Annotated in this window: 18 protein-coding genes; 10 read left to right on the top strand and 8 right to left on the bottom strand. The window is 68.2% G+C overall.

The window, feature by feature from the left end:
* Window position 1: 1 nt before the first annotated feature.
* The gene (locus ACFWMR_RS05735) at window positions 2-850 is read left to right on the top strand and encodes an oxidoreductase (protein WP_378377296.1); all 849 of its coding nucleotides are present in this window, start codon (window positions 2-4) and stop codon (window positions 848-850) included.
* A 36-nt stretch (window positions 851-886) separates the two neighbouring features.
* Here the strand turns inward: ACFWMR_RS05735 and ACFWMR_RS05730 are convergent, their stop codons facing one another.
* Window positions 887-1,615, bottom strand: coding sequence for a GntR family transcriptional regulator (locus ACFWMR_RS05730; protein ID WP_378275118.1), 729 nt, complete (start codon window positions 1,613-1,615; stop codon window positions 887-889).
* A 117-nt stretch (window positions 1,616-1,732) separates the two neighbouring features.
* Between ACFWMR_RS05730 and ACFWMR_RS05725 the strand changes: the two genes are divergently transcribed.
* From ACFWMR_RS05725 to ACFWMR_RS05715, 3 genes are read left to right on the top strand one after another with little or no spacing between them, the layout of a single operon-like run.
* Complete coding sequence (locus ACFWMR_RS05725) at window positions 1,733-2,590, top strand: fumarylacetoacetate hydrolase family protein (protein WP_378377294.1); 858 nt, start codon at window positions 1,733-1,735, stop codon at window positions 2,588-2,590.
* Window position 2,591: 1 nt separating this feature from the next.
* Window positions 2,592-3,509, top strand: coding sequence for a VOC family protein (locus ACFWMR_RS05720; RefSeq protein WP_378377292.1), 918 nt, complete (start codon window positions 2,592-2,594; stop codon window positions 3,507-3,509).
* A gap of 18 nt (window positions 3,510-3,527) precedes the next feature.
* Window positions 3,528-4,043, top strand: a complete 516-nt coding sequence (locus tag ACFWMR_RS05715) for an SRPBCC family protein (protein WP_093936025.1) — start codon at window positions 3,528-3,530, stop codon at window positions 4,041-4,043.
* A 76-nt stretch (window positions 4,044-4,119) separates the two neighbouring features.
* Here the strand turns inward: ACFWMR_RS05715 and ACFWMR_RS05710 are convergent, their stop codons facing one another.
* A complete protein-coding gene (locus ACFWMR_RS05710; protein ID WP_378377290.1) occupies window positions 4,120-4,896 on the bottom strand; it encodes an SDR family NAD(P)-dependent oxidoreductase in 777 nt (258 codons plus the stop codon).
* Between the two features lie 109 nt (window positions 4,897-5,005).
* On the opposite strand from ACFWMR_RS05710, the gene ACFWMR_RS05705 reads away from it, so the two are divergent.
* A complete protein-coding gene (locus tag ACFWMR_RS05705) occupies window positions 5,006-5,656 on the top strand; it encodes a TetR/AcrR family transcriptional regulator (protein ID WP_378377288.1) in 651 nt (216 codons plus the stop codon).
* 78 nt (window positions 5,657-5,734) lie between these two features.
* Here the strand turns inward: ACFWMR_RS05705 and ACFWMR_RS05700 are convergent, their stop codons facing one another.
* On the bottom strand, window positions 5,735-6,409 hold the full coding sequence (locus ACFWMR_RS05700; protein WP_378377286.1) for a S1 family peptidase: 675 nt from the start codon (window positions 6,407-6,409) through the stop codon (window positions 5,735-5,737).
* Window positions 6,410-6,582: 173 nt separating this feature from the next.
* Here ACFWMR_RS05700 and ACFWMR_RS05695 point away from each other — a divergent pair, with 173 nt between their 5' ends.
* Entirely contained in the window at window positions 6,583-6,999 is a 417-nt protein-coding gene (locus ACFWMR_RS05695; protein ID WP_093936021.1) for a DUF6228 family protein, read from the top strand.
* 35 nt (window positions 7,000-7,034) lie between these two features.
* Here the strand turns inward: ACFWMR_RS05695 and ACFWMR_RS05690 are convergent, their stop codons facing one another.
* Window positions 7,035-7,589 (bottom strand): GNAT family N-acetyltransferase, encoded by a 555-nt coding sequence (locus ACFWMR_RS05690; RefSeq protein ID WP_378377284.1) that lies wholly within the window; start codon window positions 7,587-7,589, stop codon window positions 7,035-7,037.
* 158 nt (window positions 7,590-7,747) lie between these two features.
* Here ACFWMR_RS05690 and ACFWMR_RS05685 point away from each other — a divergent pair, with 158 nt between their 5' ends.
* The 3 genes from ACFWMR_RS05685 to ACFWMR_RS05675 all read left to right on the top strand — a co-directional run bounded on the left by ACFWMR_RS05685 (window position 7,748) and on the right by ACFWMR_RS05675 (window position 9,429).
* Window positions 7,748-8,155, top strand: coding sequence for a hypothetical protein (locus ACFWMR_RS05685; protein WP_378377282.1), 408 nt, complete (start codon window positions 7,748-7,750; stop codon window positions 8,153-8,155).
* A 73-nt stretch (window positions 8,156-8,228) separates the two neighbouring features.
* Entirely contained in the window at window positions 8,229-8,708 is a 480-nt protein-coding gene (locus tag ACFWMR_RS05680) for a VOC family protein (protein ID WP_378377280.1), read from the top strand.
* Between the two features lie 265 nt (window positions 8,709-8,973).
* Window positions 8,974-9,429 (top strand): hypothetical protein, encoded by a 456-nt coding sequence (locus tag ACFWMR_RS05675; RefSeq protein WP_378377278.1) that lies wholly within the window; start codon window positions 8,974-8,976, stop codon window positions 9,427-9,429.
* Between the two features lie 22 nt (window positions 9,430-9,451).
* Here ACFWMR_RS05675 and ACFWMR_RS05670 read toward each other — a convergent pair whose 3' ends face one another.
* Entirely contained in the window at window positions 9,452-10,891 is a 1,440-nt protein-coding gene (locus ACFWMR_RS05670) for an FAD-dependent monooxygenase (protein ID WP_378377276.1), read from the bottom strand.
* A 117-nt stretch (window positions 10,892-11,008) separates the two neighbouring features.
* Here ACFWMR_RS05670 and ACFWMR_RS05665 point away from each other — a divergent pair, with 117 nt between their 5' ends.
* Window positions 11,009-11,977 carry an Lrp/AsnC family transcriptional regulator gene (locus ACFWMR_RS05665; RefSeq protein ID WP_093936015.1) on the top strand — a complete coding sequence of 323 codons (969 nt, stop codon included), beginning with the start codon at window positions 11,009-11,011 and terminating at the stop codon, window positions 11,975-11,977.
* 7 nt (window positions 11,978-11,984) lie between these two features.
* Here ACFWMR_RS05665 and ACFWMR_RS05660 read toward each other — a convergent pair whose 3' ends face one another.
* The 3 genes from ACFWMR_RS05660 to ACFWMR_RS05650 all read right to left on the bottom strand — a co-directional run bounded on the left by ACFWMR_RS05660 (window position 11,985) and on the right by ACFWMR_RS05650 (window position 14,216).
* Window positions 11,985-12,632, bottom strand: coding sequence for a response regulator (locus tag ACFWMR_RS05660; RefSeq protein ID WP_378275110.1), 648 nt, complete (start codon window positions 12,630-12,632; stop codon window positions 11,985-11,987).
* Window positions 12,620-13,819 carry a sensor histidine kinase gene (locus tag ACFWMR_RS05655; protein WP_378377274.1) on the bottom strand — a complete coding sequence of 400 codons (1,200 nt, stop codon included), beginning with the start codon at window positions 13,817-13,819 and terminating at the stop codon, window positions 12,620-12,622. The genes ACFWMR_RS05660 and ACFWMR_RS05655 overlap by 13 nt, the downstream gene beginning before the upstream one ends.
* A gap of 76 nt (window positions 13,820-13,895) precedes the next feature.
* Window positions 13,896-14,216 carry a hypothetical protein gene (locus tag ACFWMR_RS05650; RefSeq protein WP_378377272.1) on the bottom strand — a complete coding sequence of 107 codons (321 nt, stop codon included), beginning with the start codon at window positions 14,214-14,216 and terminating at the stop codon, window positions 13,896-13,898.
* Between the last annotated feature and the right edge of the window lie 106 nt (window positions 14,217-14,322).

The raw sequence follows: 14,322 nt of genomic DNA, 5'->3' as shown, positions 1-14,322 counted from the left end.
CATGCTTTTCCTGATCACCGGTGTCAGCAGCGGTCTCGGCCGGGCGTTCGCCCAAGGGGCGCTCGACGCCGGGCACACCGTCGTCGGCACGGCCCGCCGGGCGGAGGACGTCGCGGCGTTCGAAGCGCTCGCGCCTGGACGTGCGCACGCGCGTCAGCTGGATGTCACCGACGACGACGCGGTGTTCTCCGTCGTCGGTGAGATCGAGGCTCAGGTCGGACCGATCGACGTGCTCATCGCGAACGCCGGATATGGACACGAAGGAGTGTTCGAGGAGTCACCGCTGTCCGAGCTGCGGGCGCAGTTCGCCGTCAACGTGTTCGGCGTGGCCGCGACAGTGCAGGCGGTGCTGCCGTTCATGCGCGAGCGTCGTGCGGGGCACGTGTTCACGGTCAGCTCCATGGGCGGGTTGATGACCGTGCCCGGGCTGGCCTACTACTGCGGCAGCAAGTATGCCGTGGAAGGCATCCTGGAGACCGTTGCCAAGGAGGTCGCGGATTTCGGCGTGCACGTGACGATCATCGAACCCGGCTCGTTCCGCACCGACTGGGCCGGCCGATCGATGGTCCGCACGCAACGGTCCATTCAGGACTACGACGCGCTGTTCGAACCCGTCCGCGCGGCCCGGCAGGCGGCCAGCGGCAACCAACTGGGCAACCCGGCCAAAGCGGCCGAGGCCGTCCTGAAGATCCTGGAGGCCGAGAAGCCGCCTGTTCATCTGGTGCTGGGCTCGGATGCGCTGCGGCTGGTCGCGGCCGGCCGCTCCGAGGTCGACAAGGATCTGCGCGAGTGGGAGGAGCTGTCTCGCTCCACCGACTTCCCGGATGGTCACCAGATCGCTTCGAACTGACCACGACGCGAACTTCGAGTGGCGGACCGAGGCGATTCACGAAGTGTTCGTCACCGAGGATCGCGAAGCCGGTTCTTCCCCGACCTGGTTGGGCTGATCGGGCGCGCAGCTGATCAACAGCCGGGCGGTGTGCGCGATGTGGTCACGCAGCAGTTCCTGCGCGTGATCGGCGTCGCGCGCGAGAACGGCGTCGAGTAGCGCTCGATGCTCGGCGGCGACGTCGCGGCCGGGTTCGTTGCCGAGGGATACCGACCACTGCCGGTACAGCTCGGCCTCCTGTCGCAACGACCGCGCCGCGTCGAGCAGCCGCTGGTTGCGGCAGCCGGCCAGCAGCGCGTGATGGAAGGCCGCGTGCGCCTGCGACCACTCGTCGGACAGGTGGTCCGGATCGGCCGGGTCCAGATACGGCGCGCGTTCCAGAAGGTGGTGCGCGGCAACGGCATCGGCCTCCCAGCGCGTGTCGCCTTCCCGCACCGACAGCCCCAACACCAGGGACTCGATCTCCGCCCGCGCCTGTGTCAGTTCGGCCAGATCCCGATGGGACAGCGGCCGGACCAGATATCCCTGACGCGGCCTGGCCACCACCAGTCCTTCGGCGACCAGTCTCGTCAATGCCTCGCGGGTGGCTCCGACGCTCACTTGGTAGCGGTCGGCCAGGTCCGGGAACTTGAGCCGGTCGCCCGGTATGAGCCGACCGGCGAGGATGTCGGCGCGCAACGCCTGGTGGATGCCGTCGGTGCGGGTCGCTCCGCCGCTTGTGGTCATGCCCTCAAGTCTAGCACTTTACGAATCTGGGTTGAACTTTCGAAAGTTTGGGGCTAGTTTCGAATTCGGCCGCCGGCACCGAGGTCGAGTCAGGCCGAATCCCGGAAAGGTGTAGTCATGAAACTGGCCAATGTGGACGGACGCGCGGTCCTGCTGACCGCCGACGACACCGGAATCGACGTCGAAACCGCGTCGGGCGGCAAGTTCGGCCCCGGCCTCGCGTCCGTTTACGAGAACTGGGACGGGTTCCGGGCCTGGGCGCGACTGCCGCCCGCCGAACCCGGCGTCGTCTTCACCCGCGCACAGCTGGGCTCACCCTCACCGGCCCCGCGGCAGATCGTCGCGATCGGCCTGAACTACGACGCCCACGCCGCCGAATCCGGTTTCGAGGCGCCGGAAGGACTTCCCCCGACGTTCACCAAGTTCGTCTCCGCGCTGACCGGCCCCGACGCGGAGGTCGTGCTGCCCGCCGGTGGCGACGTGGACTGGGAGGTGGAGCTCGTCGCCGTCATCGGCCGGACCGCCACCCGGGTCGCGGAATCCGACGCGTGGGACCACGTCGCCGGGGTGACGATCGGACAGGACCTCTCCGAGCGCGTCACGCAACTGGCAGGCCCCGCCCCGCAGTTCAGCCTTGGCAAATCCTTCCCGAACTTCGCGCCGGTCGGGCCGTGGCTGGTCACGCCGGACGAGCTGGCGAACCGGGACGACCTGGCGCTCGGCTGCGCGGTCGACGGCGAGACCGTGCAGGACGGCCGCACCCGCGAACTGATCTACCCGGTCGCCAGGCTGATCTCCGCACTGTCGCGGACCATCACCCTGTATCCGGGCGATCTCGTCTTCACCGGGACCCCGGCGGGCGTGGGCATGGGCCGCACGCCGAAGCGGTTCCTGCGGGCAGGCGAACGCCTCGTCAGCTGGATCGAAGGCATCGGTGAGATGCGCCAGACGTTCGTCGCCGCTCAGGAGGACTGACATGGGCATGCACCGCCTCACCCGGGTCACCATGGGTGTGCCGAACGTCGCGGAGACCATCGCCTACTACTCCGAGTTCGGGCTCACCCACCTCGGCGACGGGGCCTTCAGCACTCGCGACGGCGGCGAGCAGCTGCGGATCCGGCATGCCGTATCTCGGCGGGTGCTCGAACTCGGAGTGGGCGTCGACGACGTCGACGACGTCGCGCGGGCCGCGTCACGGCTGGAACGACTCGGCGTGACAGGCGGCACGGACGGCACCGCGGTCACCGCGATCGAGCCGGTTTCCGGGTTCACCGTCCGCGTCGAAATCGCGCCGAGAATCGCGCAGCAGCCCGTCCCGGCCACCCCGTACAACGGGCCCGGCCGCGTCGAGCGGTTCGGCCGCGCGCCCGGAGTGCTGCGCGAGGACCCGATCCGGCCCAGGAAACTCGGCCACTGCGTGGTGGGCACGACCGATCTCGAAGCCACCATGGGGTTCTTCACCGAAGGACTCGGTTTCAAGATCAGCGATTACATCGGGAACAAGGGCGCCTTCATGCGCTGTTCGGTCGATCACCACAACGTGCTGGCGCTCGCGGCACCGGTGAACTTCCTGCATCACACGTCCTGGCAGGTCGACGACATCGACGACGTCGGGCGAGGCGCGGCGGCGATGCTGGCAGGCGACGCCGAGCGACATGTCTGGGGCCTCGGCAGGCACCACGCGGGATCCAACTTCTTCTGGTACCTCAAGGATCCGGCGGGGAACTTCAGCGAGTACTACGCCGACATGGACTGCATCCCCGAGGACGAGATCTGGACCCCGGAAGTCTTCGAGGGCGCCCAAGGCCTCTTCAGCTGGGGCCCGCCCCCGCCACCGTCGTTCCTGGAACCGGACGACCTCGCCGCGCTCATGACCGGACAACACGCACCCTGATCAACAAAGGAGAAAGTCGTGCCAGTGGAATTGTACGTCCCCCAGATCCCGGACAACCTGAACATCCGATTCGTCGAAAACCGCATTGTCATCAACCGCCCGGCACAGGAGGTGTACGACTGGGTGACCACCTGGTCGAACCTGCCGAAATGGCTGCCGATGGCCCTCGGCACCGAGGTGCGACGCGGCACCGAAGGCGTCCCCGCCGAGATGGGCGACGTACTGCTCGAGACCATTCAGCCGGAGCTGAACGAGAAGCCGAAGCTCTACACCGTGGTGGCGCGGGTCCCCGGCAAGCTGTGGACGGTGGTCGGCCGGGACGTGCTCGACGACGGCTCCCTGGCCCCGGCGATGCACGCGATCGCCACCTTCACCACGTTCGACCTCGGCGATGGAACGACCCTGTTCTGCCGCCTGTTCGAACGACTGGTCCCGGACACCGAGCCGCCCGGCCCGCACCCCGTCGAGGACCCGGCCCGCATCCAGCCCGGCCTGGAACTGATCAAGGCACACCTCGAAGGCACGGCTGGATGACCTCGGTGGTTCGGGGCCGCCACCTCCGGCGGCCCTGAACGGATCGCCGGTCGGCCAACGGCTCCGGCTTCACGCTTTACGCGACGGGGACGTTCAGGGCGGGGCCGAGCAAAAGCCCGCCGTCCGCGACGAACTCCGAGCCGGTGACGAACGAGGCGTCGGCGGAGGTGAGGTAGAGGAGGAGTGCGGTGATGTCGGCCGGGGTTCCCAACCGGGGGATGGCGTACGGCTCGGGGGAGTAGAAATCGGCGATGGGCGGCTGGCCGGCGATCGGTTCGTTGATCAACGGGGTGGAGATGACGCCGGGGTGGATGGAGTTGACCCGGATGCCGTCCCGGCCCAGCTCCAGCGCGGCGGTCCTGGTCAGCCCGCGCAACGCCCACTTGCTGGCGACATACGGCGCGTAGAGCGAGGTGCCGACGTGGGCCATCGTGGAAGCGATGTTGATGATCACGCCGCCGCCGTTGCGGCGCAATGACGGGGTCACGGTCTTGATGCCGAGAAACGTGCCGGTGAGGTTGACGTCGAGAACGAGGTCCCAGACGCGCCGTTCGATGGCCTCGATCGGCACCGCGGGGTTCTGGACGCCGGCGTTGTTGACCAGTACCGCGATCGGACCGAATCGGCGTTCGGTCTCGTCGACCGCCGCCGCCCAGGCGTCCTCGTCGGTGACGTCGAGGTGGACGAACAGTGCCCGCTCACCGAGTTCGGCGGCGAGCTCCTTGCCGAGCCCTTCGGAGAGTGCGGCGATGACCACGTTCGCCCCCTCTTCGTGGTAGGCCCGGACGTGGCTGGTGCCCTGCCCGCCAGTGCCTCCGGTGACGAGAACGGTCTGCTTGTCGAAGCGTCCCATGACGCGGTCCTCCCTGCGAAACAGTGGTGAGTCGAGCGACTCACCTCGCCAACGCTACGGACTTGGCGAGTGGTGAGTCAAGTGACTCGCCTCGCGTAGGATGGCGCCCATGACGAAGGAGCCCTCGCCCTACCACCGGCGCGTCGCCGAGCAGAAGCGGGCGGCCATCATCGAGGCCGCCACCCGGCTGTTCCTCGACGCCGGGTACGCCGGCGCCTCACTGGCCAAGGTCGCCGAGACGGCCGGGGTGTCGAAGGCGACTCTGTTCAAGCAGTTCCCGACCAAGGCGGCGCTGTTCGACGCGATCGTGACGGAGTCCTGGGCGGCCGAGGACGACGGCGACCTCCACCCGCCGGCGGGCGACCTGCGGGCGGGCCTGACGGCGATCGGCCGCCGGTACGTCTCCCTCCTCGCCCGGCCCGGCATGGCGGCCCTCTTCCGCATCGTCATCGCCGAACTGCCGCGCTTCCCCGAGCTGGGGGAGTCTCACTTCGAGCGCGGGAAGATGCCTTACTTCGACTCGGTACGCCGCTATCTCGACACCGAGAACGCCCTGGGAACGGCGAAGCTGGACGACACGGAGCTTGCGGCGACCCAGTTCCTCGGGATGATCTCGAACTACGTCTTCTGGCCCCGGATGCTGCTCATCGACTGGTCTCCTGACGACGCATCGATGGCACACGTCGTGGACGAGGCCGTGCTGATGATGGAAGCCAGATACGGCGCGGCGAACACTGCCAACCGAAGCAGCCGTTCGTAGCGCATGAAGGTTGATGGACGGGGCGACAACGTTGCTCCGGCCGAAGCAGGCTGGTCTACGAGGCGCACCGTCGTCCTCTCAGGCGAGAGTGGCGCCGTACGCGGTGAGCACGGAGCGCAGTGGCTGGAAGAAGCTGACCTTGCTGTTCCCGCCGGACAGCACCCCGTAGCCGATGCCGGCGTAGAACAGCGGGCCGCCGCTATCGCCGCTCCCGATGGGGATGTCGGTGGCGATCGTCCCGACAACCTGTTTGCCCCCGCCGAAGTTCACGGTCTGGTTGAGGCCGAGGACCTTCCCGCACGTCTTCTTCGTGGTCATCCCGCTCTTGCACACTTTCTGCCCCACTTGCGGGGTGCCCGCGCGCAGGATCAGCTGGGTGCTGCCGTCGTAGAGGTCGACCCGGCTGCGCCCGGAGCCGGAAAGGTCGCGGACGCGGCCGTAATCGGTCACCGGGAAATGAGTGTCCACGCTGGGGCCGATACCTTGCCAGTCCAGCCCGTGTTCGGTGCAGTGCCCGGCCGTGAGGATGTAGCGGACGCCCTTGACGAGGATCGCGAACCCCGCTGAGCAGTAATACGGTTCACGGCCGGGGCCCGGCGAGACCGTGTACATCGCATCACCGCCGTACACCGTCGACTGCTGTGCCGCACCGGCCGCGGCCGGTGCGGCGGAGGCGACCGGGCAGGCCAGCAAGACGGCCGCGGCCGCGGAAATAAGCACCCCGGCCTGCTTACGGCGTGAGCTGCCGAACATGGTCAGATCCTTCCGTCCTTTGGAGACTGGATATGTGCGACCAGTCCAGTGCCGCGCGGTCCGCGACACAAACGGAGTCAGCCTGACGAGTGATCAGAAGCCGTCGGCCGCCACGATCGTGCTATCCGGCTATTTCGGTTGTCGTCCCGGCGGCTGAACGCCATGATGCGACCGTGATTCAGGTACGAGTCGGCTCCAACCAAGACTTTCTGCGGCTGACAGCCGATTCCACAGAGGACGGTCCGCCACGGTGCTTGCTCGCCGAACTGCAGCTCGACGGCTTGTCCGCGTCGGTTCTCCTCGCGCAACACTATGCGACAGGGTTCGCCGATCTCGCGGAGTTCTTTCAGGAGCACGGCGATGACTGGCGTGGCTGGGACGGGGTCCGGACCTGGGAGTCTCTCGAAAAAGAGCTGAGAATCGATGCGTCGCACCAGAGCGGCCACGTACAGTTGCGGGTCACCCTCCAGAGGTTTCGGCCCGACTGGGGAAACGACGGCTGGACCGCGACCGGTGATTTGACGATCGAACCCGGAGAACAACTCTCCCGAATCGTCCAAGACATCAAGGTACTGGTGACTGGCTCGTAGCGATTCACCAGCACGACGGGAGATCCGAAGGCCGGCTACAGGTGATTCGCCGGGGTTTCGTAGATGATCTCCAGTCCGTCCTCGTCGTCCCATTGTTCGCCGACCCGGACGAAGCCGTACTGCGATGCCAATCGGTAAGATGCGGTGTTGTCGGGGCTGATCGTGACCCGGACGGTGTGCACCAGCGGCTCCTTGGCGGCCCGCGCCAGCAACGATTCCAAGGCTGCTCGCGCGTAACCGCGTCGCCGGTATGCGGGGTCGACGGCGTAGCCGATCTCGACCATCCCCGCTGTGTCAGGAGGCCCGTGGTAGCCGGCTGTTCCGACAGCCAGCAGCCGTTGCCGATCCCAGATTATGCCGGTGACCCAGGCCGCACTGCCGGGGTCGGCCGCGACCTGTTCGGCGCGCCTGCGCCACAGCCCACGCCGGTCCGGTCCGGCCAGGTAGGCCGTCAGGGGTACCGGGCCGGCCGCGGTTGCTCCGGCCAGATCGCCGAGAGCGAGCGAGTCGAACACAGGGCCGGTCAGCTGCACGATGCGAACGTCCGGCTTCGGCGTGGTCGATTTCGCCGCGTGATGATCGTCTGGCATGGGGGCGAACCTGCCACGGACGAGAGCATGACGCATCCGAAATACCACGGCTACCGTGAACCAAACCCGGCCTGCGCGACACCCGGGTTTGCCTTGACCCCGACGTGGCACATCAGGGCGCACTTGGCAGGGCTCGTGCCGTACGTAACGATGACGCGGTGCTGGTTCAGGTGGAGCGGTCTTCCCAGGGGCCCGGCGATGCCGCGCCGGTCACCGTGATGACCTCGGTCGGGACCGTGCCGGCGTTTTGGGGCGGAAACCCGGAAGCGGCAGCGGGCGAGCACTACATCGAGTGGGAACTGGACGAGGAGTTCCGGTGGGGGTTCAACTGCTCGCCGGTCGCAGTCGAGGAACCGCGCCTTTGGCAGAACGAACGCGGAGTCTTCTGCCGAGGACGACTCGGCCTCACCGGGTTCGAGGGGGCGCAGCCGTTCGCGCATCTTGAGCTGGCCGGCGCGATGATCGACCTCGGCCATATCGACGGCCTGCCTCCCGGGATGGACGGCGAATGGATCGAGATCAACCTGAGCCCTGAGAAGATCAAGATCTATCCCTACCAGCTATGACCGTCATTGCCGCCACGGCCGCTGATCGAGGTCGGGGCGTTTCAGCGCATCGTGGAGTTGGTAGACAGGGCGGGTGAACACCTTCTACCACTTGTGCTTCGTCGTCCAGGACATCGGACGGGCGACCGAGGACCTCACGTCGACCCTGGGTGTGACCTGGAGTCCGGTCCGCGCGGGCACTCTCGGGGACTGGGACTACAACATCGTGTTCTCCGTCGAGGGGCCACCGTTCTTCGAGGTGATCCAGGGCCCCGCCGGTAGTCCGTGGGACGCGACCGACGGTTCCCGCTTCGACCACATCGGCTACTGGTCCGAGGACGTCATGGCGGACAAAGAGCGTTTGGTGGATCGAGGCGCGCCGATCGAGTTCGACTCCTGCCCCTACGGTCGCTCCTTCACCTACCACCGCCTCGACAGCATCGGAGCCCGGATCGAGCTGGTGGACCTCGCGGTCCAGCCAGGGTTCCTCGAAACCTGGGCCCCGGACGCGGCGGCGATGCCCGCGCTCGACCTCGACGATCCGACCACCGGACCGGTCGCGCCGAACTATTGAGGGGCAGATGTGGCGTGTCCGCGGAATGGGTCAGTGACTCCGCGTGGCACCGGAAATCGGGCGCCGACTGTGTGGATTTCGGTGCGTTGGACGCTCAGAAATCCACACAGTCCCGGATGACCGGACCGGTCACGGCCAGGTGGCCCGAGAGGCTTGAGGGGGGTGTGGAGGCTTCCTTGCCGAACCGGCCACACGGGACGCCGCCACCGCCTAGGATCTGCCTGGCGTAGCCGGTCGTCCGGCGGAGAGTTCGTGGAAGGCAGGCATGACACCCCTTACGAGCACGGTCATCGAAACCATCCCGCGAGTGTTGCTGCTCGTGGTGGGGATACTCGGCATGGTCTTTTCGATCAAAGGCCGGTCCAGGGGAGTTTCCGGCCTGATGGTGGCCGCTTTCGTCATCATGATCGTCACGACGGTGGTGAGCATCGCCTGGCAGTTCGTCGTGATGAACCTGTCGTCCTGGGCCGACGACCTCAGCGCCAGTGAGATCCGCTTGATCTTCATGGGGGTCGGCATCCCGCTCGACGCCGGCGCGGTGCTGTCCTGGCTCCTGGTCGCGGTCGGCGTCGTCAAGAGTGGCCGTTCGCTCCGGCAGCCGGGTCCCGCACCGTATCCGGCCCCCGCGGGCTACCCGATGACCGCGCAGCCGGGCTTCCCGGCCCAGCAGCCCGTGAACCAGCAGCAGCCCATCCCGCCGACTCAGCAGCCGCCGAGCTGACGAGAGGGACAGCGGCCGGTGGTCAGCGCGGCGCGCCGAACCACCGGCCGAGCGCCGCTTCGAGGTCGTCCGGGTCACCGGCCCAGCACACGTAGCCGTCCGGGCGGATGAGCATCGGCTCGGTGTCGGCGCCCTGACCGGCGCGGTCGACCCGGTCCGGCCAGAGGTCGGCGACCTTGGCGAACCGGTCACCCGGGTCGATCAGGACGCCGCGCCCGGACCGCAGCAGTTCGTGTGCGCGGACGGGGCCGAGGTCCGCGTCCGGCGCGGCGCGGCCGACGAGCGGATGGCTCCCGGAACCCGGCATCGGGTAGGTGATGGCCATCCCGGACAGCAGGTCGCCCAGATGACGCTGGACCTCCGGAAGTCGCGTCATGGCGGCGAAAAGCTCCTTGGCGGCCAGCACTTCCGGATCGCGGGTGCCCGCCCAGTCCATCAACAGGCTTTGCGCCTGGACGTTGCGCAGCACGGCGGCTCCGACCAGATGCCGTTCCGCGTGATAGGTGTCCAGCAGATCCCCGGGCGCCCATCCGTGCACGGCGCCACCCAGCTTCCAACCGAGGTTGAGCGCGTCCTGGATCCCGGTGTTCATGCCCTGCGCACCGAGCGGAAGGTGGACGTGCGCGGCATCGCCCGCCAGGAACACCCGTCCGTGCCGGTAGTGCTCGACTTGCCGGGCCGCGTTGGTGATGCGGCGGGCGTAGCGCAGTTCGAGCAGTTCCACCCGTGACCCGTACACCCGTCGCAGGCCGTCCCGGATCTCCTCTTCGGTGATCGGGACGTCCCGGGGCACCGAGCGGCCCGGCCCGCCGACGACCAGCCTGCGCAGCTCCCGGCCTTGCGGATCGGTACCGAGCGCGAACAGCGCCACCCAGTCCCCGTCGTCGTTCCAGGTATGCGACATCACCTGGTCGGCGCCGCTCAACCGGACGTCGGCGGCGATCACGGTGGCCGTTCCCGCTTTGCCGGGGAAACCGGCCCGCAGCAGGGATCGCACGGTGCTGTGGGCGCCGTCGGCGGCGACGAGGTAGCGGCAGCGGACGGTGGTGCCGCCCGCGAAGGTGGCGGCGACCCCGTCCTCGTCCTGGGCGAGGCCGATCAGTTCGTGGTCACGCCGGACGTGGAGGCCCTGCGCGGCAAGGTGCCGCTCAAGGAATCCCTCGATGACCACCTGCGGCACTGATCGCCACGGCAGGCGGTGCCCGGCGTGTTCGGGAGAGAACGGGACGCCGGCGAAGTGACCGGCGCTGGTCGGGTAGTTTCCGTTGTCCAGCAACGGTTTCAGCAGGCCGCGCTGATCGAAGGCCTCCAGTGTGCGTGACTGCACACCGCCGGCTTTGGACAGGTCGCTGCGCTGCGGCAGCCTGTCGGCCAGCACTGCCGGGACCCCCGCGAGAAGCAGTTCGTTCGTCAGCGTCATACCGGTCGGACCGGCGCCGACGACGAGCACCTCGGTGTCCATGGATTCTCCCTCTGGTCGTGTCGATCAGGACGAGGACAACGTTCCGCCCGCCGAACCGGGTCAGGCCACGAACAAGTGAGAACGTGCTGATATCCGACACCGATTAGGCTCGAAGCCGTGGAATCCGACTACGACGAGCTGGATCGACGGCTCGTGCACGCCCTCCAGATCAACGGCAGGGCTCCGTTCAGCACGATCGCCGAGGTTCTCGGCGTGTCGGATCGCACCATCGCCCGCCGGTACGCGCGATTACGGTCGGCGGGGGCGGTGCGGGTGCTCGGCGGCGTCGATCCGATCGCGCTGGGCGCGGAGCTGTGGTTCCTGCGGGTGCGCTGCGCGCCCACCGCGTCGGGTGCCGTCGCCGAGGCGCTGGCCCGACGTCCCGACACGTCCTGGGTAAGCCTCACCTCCGGCGGCACCGAGATCACCTGCACGGTCCGTACGGAAAGCGAGGAAGACAGCGAGACGCTGCTGCTGGCCAAGCTCCCGCGCACCCCGCGGGTGGAAGGCGTGACAGCGCATTCCGTACTGCACGCCTTCTATGGCGGCGCGGACAGCTTCGTCGCCAAGATCGGCTCGCTCGACGAGGAGGCGATCGCGCGGCTGCGTCCGCCACCGGTGCCGTATCGCCCGGGACCGGTGCGGCTCGACGACGGTGACCGGAAGCTCCTCGCCACGCTCTCCATGGACGGCCGGGCCGAGCTCGCCCAGCTGGCCGCGGTGACCGGCTGGTCGCCGACGACGGTCCGGCGACGGATGGCCGAACTGCGCGAACGCGGCGTGCTGTATCTCGACATCGACGTCGACGGGAGCCTGTTCGACGTCAGCACCCGGACCGTGCTGTGGCTCTCGGTCGCCCCCGCCTACCTGGAAGAGGCCGGTACGGCCCTGGCCGGGCATCCCGAGATCGCGTTCGCCGCGGCCACGACGGGGCCGACGAACCTGTGCGCCACCGCGGTGTGCGCGAACCAGCGGGATCTGTACCGGTACCTGACGACCCGGGTGGCCGCCTTGCCCGCCATCACGCAGATCGAGACGGCGCCGGTGATCAAGACGGTCAAGCGCGCCGCGAACCGGGCGCGGTGACGTCGCGTCAGTTCTTCCCGCTCAAGTAGGCGAGCACCGCGAGAACCCGCCGATGCCCGCTGTCCTCCGGCAATCCGAGCTTCGCGAAGATGTTCCGGATGTGCTTGTGCACCGCGCCGTCGCTCACCACCAGCAATTCGGCGATGGTCGTGTTGTTGTAGCCCTCCGCCATGAGCCCGAGCACCTCGCGCTCGCGCGCTGTCAGCCCTTCGAGCGGATCGGTGGCCCGGCGGTGTGCCATCAGCTGGGTGATCACCTCGGGGTCCATGGCCGTCCCGCCCTTGACGACCCGGTCCAGCGCGTCGAGGAACTTCTCGACCTTCCCGACCCGCTCCTTGAGCAGGTATCCGACGGCGCCCTTGCCGTCGGCCAGGAGCTCCGCCGCGTACCCGGTTTCGACGTGGGCCGACAGCACGAGCACCGGCAGGCCGGGGTGCATCTTCCTCGCCTTGACGGCGGCGCGGAGGCCTTCGTCGGTGTGGGTCGGCGGCAGCCGGACGTCGGTGATCACCGCGTCGGGCCGGTCGTCGGCGACCAGTTCGAGGAACGCGTCCACATCGTCCACCGCCGCGACGACGTCGATGCCGGAGGTGTTCAGCAGCAGCACCAGGCCTTCGCGCAGCAGCGCGTCGTCCTCGACGATCACGACCCGCATGGCAACTCCACCTTCAGTACGGTCGGCCCACCGTGGGGGCTGGACAGCTTCAAGGTCCCGTCGAACGCCTCGGCGCGTTTGCGGATCCCGGACAGGCCGCTGCCGCCGGATTCGTCGGCGCCACCGTGGCCGTCGTCGCGGATCTCGATGAGGAGGGTGTCCGCGGTGCCGTCGAGCGTGATCCAGGCGTGCTCGGCGCCGGAATGCTTGGTGACGTTGGTCAGCGTCTCGGCGACGACGAAGTAGGCGGCCGCTTCGACGGCGGCGGGACGACGGCTGTCGCTGCGAACGTCCACAGTGCACGGAACGGGGCAGCGGTCGGCCAGCGCGGTGACCGCGCCGTCGAGGCCGCGGTCGGTCAGCAGCGGCGGGTGGATGCTCCGGACGACGGTCCGCAGCTCGGCGAGCGCGCCGGTCGCGGTGTCCTGAGCCTTGCTCAGTAACTCCCGTGCCTTTTCCGGATTCTTGTCGAAGATCGAGTCGGCGATCCCCAGTTGCAGCACCACTGCCGCGATCCTCGCCTGCGTCCCGTCGTGCAGGTCCCGTTCGAGACGGCGGAGTTCGTTGCCGTGCGCCTCCAGCGCGGCGGCACGGGTCGCGGCCAGTTCGACGACGCGGTCGGTCAGCACGACACCGGGCGCGGGGGCGAGCAGCTTGCGCGCGACGGACGCCTGCCACCGCGCCACCGCGGGGGCCAGGAACACGAGCGCCATCATGCCGACACCAGTGATCGCGCTGAGCGCCGCCGTGGGCCAGGACGTCACCATGAACCCGAGTGAGCTTTCCAGCCCGCCGGGCACCGTCGGCCAGACGAACGCCGTGACGACCTGCCGGAGACCGCCGAGCGGCAGCGCGACGGCGAAGATCCCGATGACGAACCCGGTCGCGCCGTGGAAGGCGAGCCAGCCCAGGTCCCGCCGCGAGGCCGGATCGGTCACCGGGTTGCCGTCCCGGTACGGCGCGGGGATCGGCTCGTCCAGCAGGCGGGCGGCGCGCCGGCGTTCGAAGTCGACCGGACGGCGGATCAGCCGGAGCGCGACCGGCAACGCCGGGATCCCGACGCCGAACGGGCACATCAGCAGCACGAACAGCATGCCGACGAGTACGAACCAGGACACCATCGAAGAGGCCGCGCCGACAGCCAGGTACCGGATCGCGGACCAACAGGACCGCAGCCGGGTGATCACCCGGACAGTCTCCCATCCGGCGGGGACCGGCCTGAGGGTGGTGCCCGGCTTGCTCTCGCTCGCGTGAGCTGGGCCACTACGGGTACGGGCGATCGTGGAAGCCCGGCTTCACCGTGACGAATACCCGATTCGTGGGCGCCGACAGCTTCGGAATTCGTCGTCGCCGGTCGATCGAGACTTCGAAGATCGTTCTCAAGGTCCGTACAAGAGATGAATGATACTCCGCCGCAATCCCGTTTTCACCGTCGGCGGGGTCACGATCGGATTCGGGTACGCGATAACGGTTCGCGCGTATCGGCCGTGAATGCATCCGGAATTCAGGCTTGATTGTTTCGGCCCGAATGACATCGACGACGATGAGGCCGAGGTAAGCGGAGCGGCGACTCTTGCTCACCATGGTCGAATCCGCGATGCTTGCGTGGGGGTCACGGATCAGAGCCTGCCACTTCGGCTCGGCGGCGGAGAGCCGGTCGAGTACGCGGTCGTTTTTGGCTTGTCGTGAG

This window comes from Amycolatopsis thailandensis (genome assembly GCF_042723255.1).
Classification (GTDB): Bacteria; Actinomycetota; Actinomycetes; order Mycobacteriales; family Pseudonocardiaceae; genus Amycolatopsis; species Amycolatopsis thailandensis.
This window is presented reverse-complemented; position numbering and strand designations above follow the sequence as displayed.

Coding starts and splice junctions, on each gene's coding strand:
- ACFWMR_RS05670 (WP_378377276.1), bottom strand. CDS start 10,891: ATGGACACCGAGGTGCTCGTCGTCGGCGCCGGTCCGACCGGTATGACG.
- ACFWMR_RS05720 (WP_378377292.1), top strand. CDS start 2,592: ATGGGCATGCACCGCCTCACCCGGGTCACCATGGGTGTGCCGAACGTC.
- ACFWMR_RS05710 (WP_378377290.1), bottom strand. CDS start 4,896: ATGGGACGCTTCGACAAGCAGACCGTTCTCGTCACCGGAGGCACTGGC.
- ACFWMR_RS05700 (WP_378377286.1), bottom strand. CDS start 6,409: ATGTTCGGCAGCTCACGCCGTAAGCAGGCCGGGGTGCTTATTTCCGCG.
- ACFWMR_RS05730 (WP_378275118.1), bottom strand. CDS start 1,615: ATGACCACAAGCGGCGGAGCGACCCGCACCGACGGCATCCACCAGGCG.
- ACFWMR_RS05705 (WP_378377288.1), top strand. CDS start 5,006: ATGACGAAGGAGCCCTCGCCCTACCACCGGCGCGTCGCCGAGCAGAAG.
- ACFWMR_RS05725 (WP_378377294.1), top strand. CDS start 1,733: ATGAAACTGGCCAATGTGGACGGACGCGCGGTCCTGCTGACCGCCGAC.
- ACFWMR_RS05650 (WP_378377272.1), bottom strand. CDS start 14,216: ATGGTGAGCAAGAGTCGCCGCTCCGCTTACCTCGGCCTCATCGTCGTC.
- ACFWMR_RS05675 (WP_378377278.1), top strand. CDS start 8,974: ATGACACCCCTTACGAGCACGGTCATCGAAACCATCCCGCGAGTGTTG.
- ACFWMR_RS05735 (WP_378377296.1), top strand. CDS start 2: ATGCTTTTCCTGATCACCGGTGTCAGCAGCGGTCTCGGCCGGGCGTTC.
- ACFWMR_RS05690 (WP_378377284.1), bottom strand. CDS start 7,589: ATGCCAGACGATCATCACGCGGCGAAATCGACCACGCCGAAGCCGGAC.
- ACFWMR_RS05660 (WP_378275110.1), bottom strand. CDS start 12,632: ATGCGGGTCGTGATCGTCGAGGACGACGCGCTGCTGCGCGAAGGCCTG.